This window comes from Pseudomonas violetae (genome assembly GCF_023072615.1).
Classification (GTDB): domain Bacteria; phylum Pseudomonadota; class Gammaproteobacteria; order Pseudomonadales; family Pseudomonadaceae; genus Aquipseudomonas; species Aquipseudomonas violetae.
The window spans coordinates 1-4578 of sequence record NZ_JAKNRW010000077.1; the positions used below are offsets into that span (position 1 = coordinate 1).

A 4578-nucleotide genomic window follows, 5' to 3' on the forward strand; every position below is an offset into this window, starting at 1 on the left:
CTGGACACCTGCTGGTGGCGCAGTGGTGGTCACGGTCGGCGGCGTAGCGCTGGAGCCTTCAACCGGCACGCCATCGTCACCTTCGCTGATGCCACCCGCCGCTTCAGCCAGTGGGCCGCGCATGACCGGTTGCGAGTTGCCGACAAGCGGCAAAGGCATCGGCTGCGAATTACCGGCGAACTCCACGGCTGGAGCACCGCTGCTGTTGGGCTGCGGTGCACCCTCACCGAGCGGCAACTGCGCTTGCTCGTTGGCAGGAGCGCCAGTGGTCGGTGCTTTGCTGCGACCCGGAATCAACCAGGCGGCGGCTACCGCGACCACGACTACGGCGGAAATCGCCAATACGTGTTTCTTCGGCATGTTGAACCCCATACTTGGACGCTTGACCGCTGAGCGGCTGGCAATCATGGCTTCGATCATCGCATCGCGGGCGACCTGGTTGATATTGCCAGGCCAACCGTCGGAGCTTTCATGAATATCAGAGATCTGATTAGCAGTAAAAAGTTCGATACCCCGACCAGCGCCTTCGAGCCGCTGATCCAGATATTCGCGGGTTTCGTCTTCGGTGTAAGGCTGCAATTCGATGACGTGAAAACGCTCTTCTTCAAGGCTCAACGCATCGAGTTGCGCAATCAGCGAGGACTCGCCGAACAGGAATACATGCGGACGGCCTTCCGGAGCACCGGCAGCCAGGGCCAGCAAGACTTCCAGAGCGGACTCGTCGAGCTGCTCGGCGTCATCCACCAGCAGATAAACTTCCTGCCCGGTCAAGGCCAGTTGCACGACCTGGGACAGGATCGAGCCGATTTCCGCCTGGGCGACATTCAGCGCCTGGGCCACCTGGCGCAGTACACCGGCCGCATCACCGGCACCGCGGGCGGAAACCACCACGCTCTGTACCGACTGCTTGTTAGTACTGGCGACCAGAGCCTGGCGCAATAGGGTCTTGCCACTGCCTTGCGGGCCGGTGACCACCAGCAGTAACTGGCTATAGCGCGCCAGGTGATGCAGCTGTCCCAGGACCGGCTTGCGCTGTGCAGGGAAAAATTTGAAGCCAGGTACCCGCGGAGCGAAAGGGTCGTGACTCAACTGGTAATGGCCGAGGAAAGCCTCGTCGGCGTGCAAACTAGTCATCGGGATCTTATCAACCTTTAAGCTGAGCCAGGGCGCGGTAATCCGCTCCCAGCGTGGCCTGTAGAACCTCTTTCGGATAATCGTCGGTCACCACCGCTTCGCCCATGCGGCGCAGCAACACCAGGCGCAAACGACCGTCGATCACTTTCTTGTCAATTGCCATATGTTCGAGAAAATCGGCTTCAGTCATCTCTTCAGGCGGGATAACTGGCAGGCCGGCGCGCTGGAACAGACGGATGCCGCGATCACGTTCCTGCTCGCTGATCCAGCCCAGGCGTACGGACATTTCCAGCGCCATTACAGTGCCAGCAGCCACCGCCTCACCATGTAGCCACACACCATAGCCCATATGCGTTTCGATGGCGTGGCCGAAGGTATGCCCCAGGTTCAACGTGGCGCGCACGCCAGTTTCCTTCTCGTCAGCCCCAACCACGGCAGCCTTGGCTGCGCAGGAGCGCTGAATCGCATAAGTCAGGGCAGTCTGGTCCAGGGCCCGCAGGCGATCGACGCTCTCTTCGAGCCAGGTGAGGAATGGCTCGTCGCAGATCAGCCCGTATTTGATTACCTCGGCAAGCCCCGCGGAGAGTTCGCGGGCCGGCAAGGTGTTCAGGGAGGTCGTGTCGATCAGCACCACGTTCGGCTGATAGAAGGCGCCGACCATATTCTTGCCAAGCGGATGGTTGATACCGGTCTTGCCACCCACCGAGGAGTCGACTTGCGACAGCAGCGTGGTCGGGACCTGAATGAAATCGACACCGCGCTGATAACAGGCGGCAGCAAAACCGGCCATGTCACCAATCACGCCGCCGCCAAGGGCGATCACGGTCGTGCGGCGGTCGTGACGCGCTGTCAGGAGCCCGTCGAAGATCAGTTGCAGGGTTTCCCAGGTCTTGAAGGCTTCGCCGTCGGGTAGCACCACGGAAATTACCGAGAACTGCCCCAGGCTGCGGGTCAGACGTTCGAGATAGAGCGGCGCGACAGTCTCGTTGGAAATGATCGCCACTTGCCGTCCGCGAATATGCGGGGCCAGCAGTTCAGGCTGATCCAACAAACCTTCGCCAATATGAATCGGGTAGCTGCGCTCGCCTAGATCGACCTTGAGTGTCTGCATGTGTCCCCACAGTGAAGATGGAATCAGGCATCGTGCCTTGAATTATCGATGTCCGCGGCCTCCGTTGGTGTGACGCCGTAGCCATCCGCCACCGTCCAGAGCGGCGATGACAGGAGCCCGAGGATAGCGCATTTCGTGCCGCGCTTTAACGGGGAGGCAGTTGCTGCAAGCGTTGGAGAATATCCAGCACCACCATCCGCGGTGGCCGCTCATCGGTTTCCACCACCAGATCGGCGATTTCCCGATAAAGAGGATCGCGGATCGCCAGCAGATCCCGAAGGGTCTTGGCCGGATCTGCAGTGCGCAATAGCGGACGATTGCGGTCGCGGGACGTTCGTCCCACCTGCTGCTCGACGGACGCGTGCAGATAGACGACCCGACCACCGGCATGCAGCGCCCGACGGTTGGCTTCGCGCATGACTGCGCCGCCGCCGGTCGCCAGCACCACGCCATCGCATGCGCACAGTTCGGCAATCATCGCCTGCTCGCGGTCACGGAAGCCTGGCTCGCCTTCCTTATCGAAAATCCATGGGATATTGGCGCCCGTGCGCAATTCAATTTCCTTATCGGAATCTTTGAACGGCAGGCGTAGCTCTTTGGCCAGTAACCGGCCGATGGTGCTTTTTCCAGCCCCCATCGGTCCTACAAGAATCAAATTTCGCACAGAATCAACGACTCACAGCAATCGCCTGGTTATTCATGATACGCGGTGTCAGAAACACCAACAGCTCGGATTTTTTCTCCGAAACCACGTCACGCCGGAAAAGGCGGCCAAGATACGGCACATCGCCAAGAAATGGCACCTTATCTACAACCTTGCTCTGAGTATTTGAGAAAACGCCGCCGATGACGATGGTCTCGCCGTCGTTGACCAACACCTTGGCATTGACCTCGTTTTTCTTGATCGGCGGTACGTCCTGCACCTTGTTCAGGTAATCAGGTTCATCCTTGGTGACCTTGACCTCCATGATGATCCGGTTATCCGGGGTGATCTGCGGCGTCACCTCCAGTGACAGCGATGCCTCCTTGAACGACACCGACGTGGCCCCGCTGGAACTGGCTTCCTGATACGGGATCTCGGTGCCCTTGAGGATTTTCGCGGTTTCCTTGTCGGACGTGACGACCTTGGGCTGCGAGACGATTTCGCCGTTGCCGGTTTTTTCCATCGCCGTCAGCTCCAGGTCCAGCAATACGTTATCGGTGATAAACGCGATGCCAATTCCCGAGGTATTGGCCGAGGTGCCCAAGTCGACGAACGGCGAATTGGTGCCGGTGCTGCCCGGTGTACCCACCGTGGTGGAAGAGCCGTTGACCCCGGAAGAATTCCAATTGCCCTTCTGCACTGAACCGCCCCAACGCACCCCGAGACTCTTGTCGTAATCGACGTTGGCCTCGACGATTCGCGCCTCGATCATCACCTGGCGCACCGGTATATCCAGCTGTGCCACGATGCGACGCAGTTCGTCGAGGCGATTCTGGGTCTGGTAGGCGATGATATTGTTGGTGCGCTCATCGACGGTGATCGAGCCACGCTCGTCGATTTTCGACTCGGCACTGGTTACTGACTGGAACAGTTTGGCGATATCGGCCGCCTTGGCGTAGTTGACCTGCAGCAGCTCACGACGCAAGGGTGCCAGTTCGGCGATCTGCTTTTGCGACTCCAGCTCCTGGCGCTCGCGGGCCGCAATCTCTTCCGCCGGTGCAACCAGCAACACGTTGCCGATCATGCGCTTGTCCAGTCCCTTGGTTTTCAGCACCAAGTCCAGCGCCTGATCCCATGGCACATTCTGCAGTCGCAGGGTGATGCCGCCTTGGACAGTGTCACTGGCCACCAGATTGAGATTGGTGAAATCAGCGATCAGCTGCAGCACCGAGCGCACATCGATGTCCTGGAAATTCAGCGAAAGCTTCTCGCCACTGTAGGCGAAGCGCTCGGCGTTGCGTTTTTGCAGGTCGTCGACAGTCATCGGCCGAATGCTGACGGTCAGCTTGTTGTCGGTCTGATAGGTCGAGTAGTCGAACGCGCCGCTGGGTTCGATGCTGATGGTTGCGCGGTCCCCAGTGGCGCTGGCATTGACGAATTGCACTGGCGTGGCGAAATCCTTCACGTCCAGGCGTACTCGCAGGGACTCAGGCAGCTGGGTTCGGGCGAAGCCAAGGATGATCTTGCCCTCGCGCTCTTGAATGTCCGGGGCGATGGATGGATCGGACAGATCGATGACTACAACTCCCTCGCCCTGGGTGCCGCGCTGGAAGTCAACGCTGCGGATAGCCTTGGCCACCGGCGCGTAGGCTTTCGCCGGGGCCGGCGAAGTGACGGCGCGCGACGCGCT

General features: G+C 59.9%; 4 protein-coding genes. All 4 read right to left on the bottom strand.

Features of this window, described 5'->3' with window-relative positions; translation table 11 throughout:
* Positions 1-1134: AAA family ATPase (locus tag L9059_RS30380; protein ID WP_247296465.1), on the bottom strand; the 1134-nt coding region annotated here is incomplete at its 3' end.
* A 10-nt stretch (positions 1135-1144) separates the two neighbouring features.
* Entirely contained in the window at positions 1145-2245 is a 1101-nt protein-coding gene (aroB, locus tag L9059_RS30385) for a 3-dehydroquinate synthase (RefSeq protein WP_247296467.1), read from the bottom strand.
* A gap of 145 nt (positions 2246-2390) precedes the next feature.
* Positions 2391-2909: a shikimate kinase AroK gene (aroK, locus tag L9059_RS30390; RefSeq protein WP_247296503.1), complete on the bottom strand. Its 519-nt coding sequence runs from the start codon at positions 2907-2909 to the stop codon at positions 2391-2393.
* A 4-nt stretch (positions 2910-2913) separates the two neighbouring features.
* Positions 2914-4578, bottom strand: a 1665-nt coding sequence (locus tag L9059_RS30395) for a type IV pilus secretin PilQ (protein ID WP_247296506.1), incomplete at its 5' end; no start/stop codon positions are given.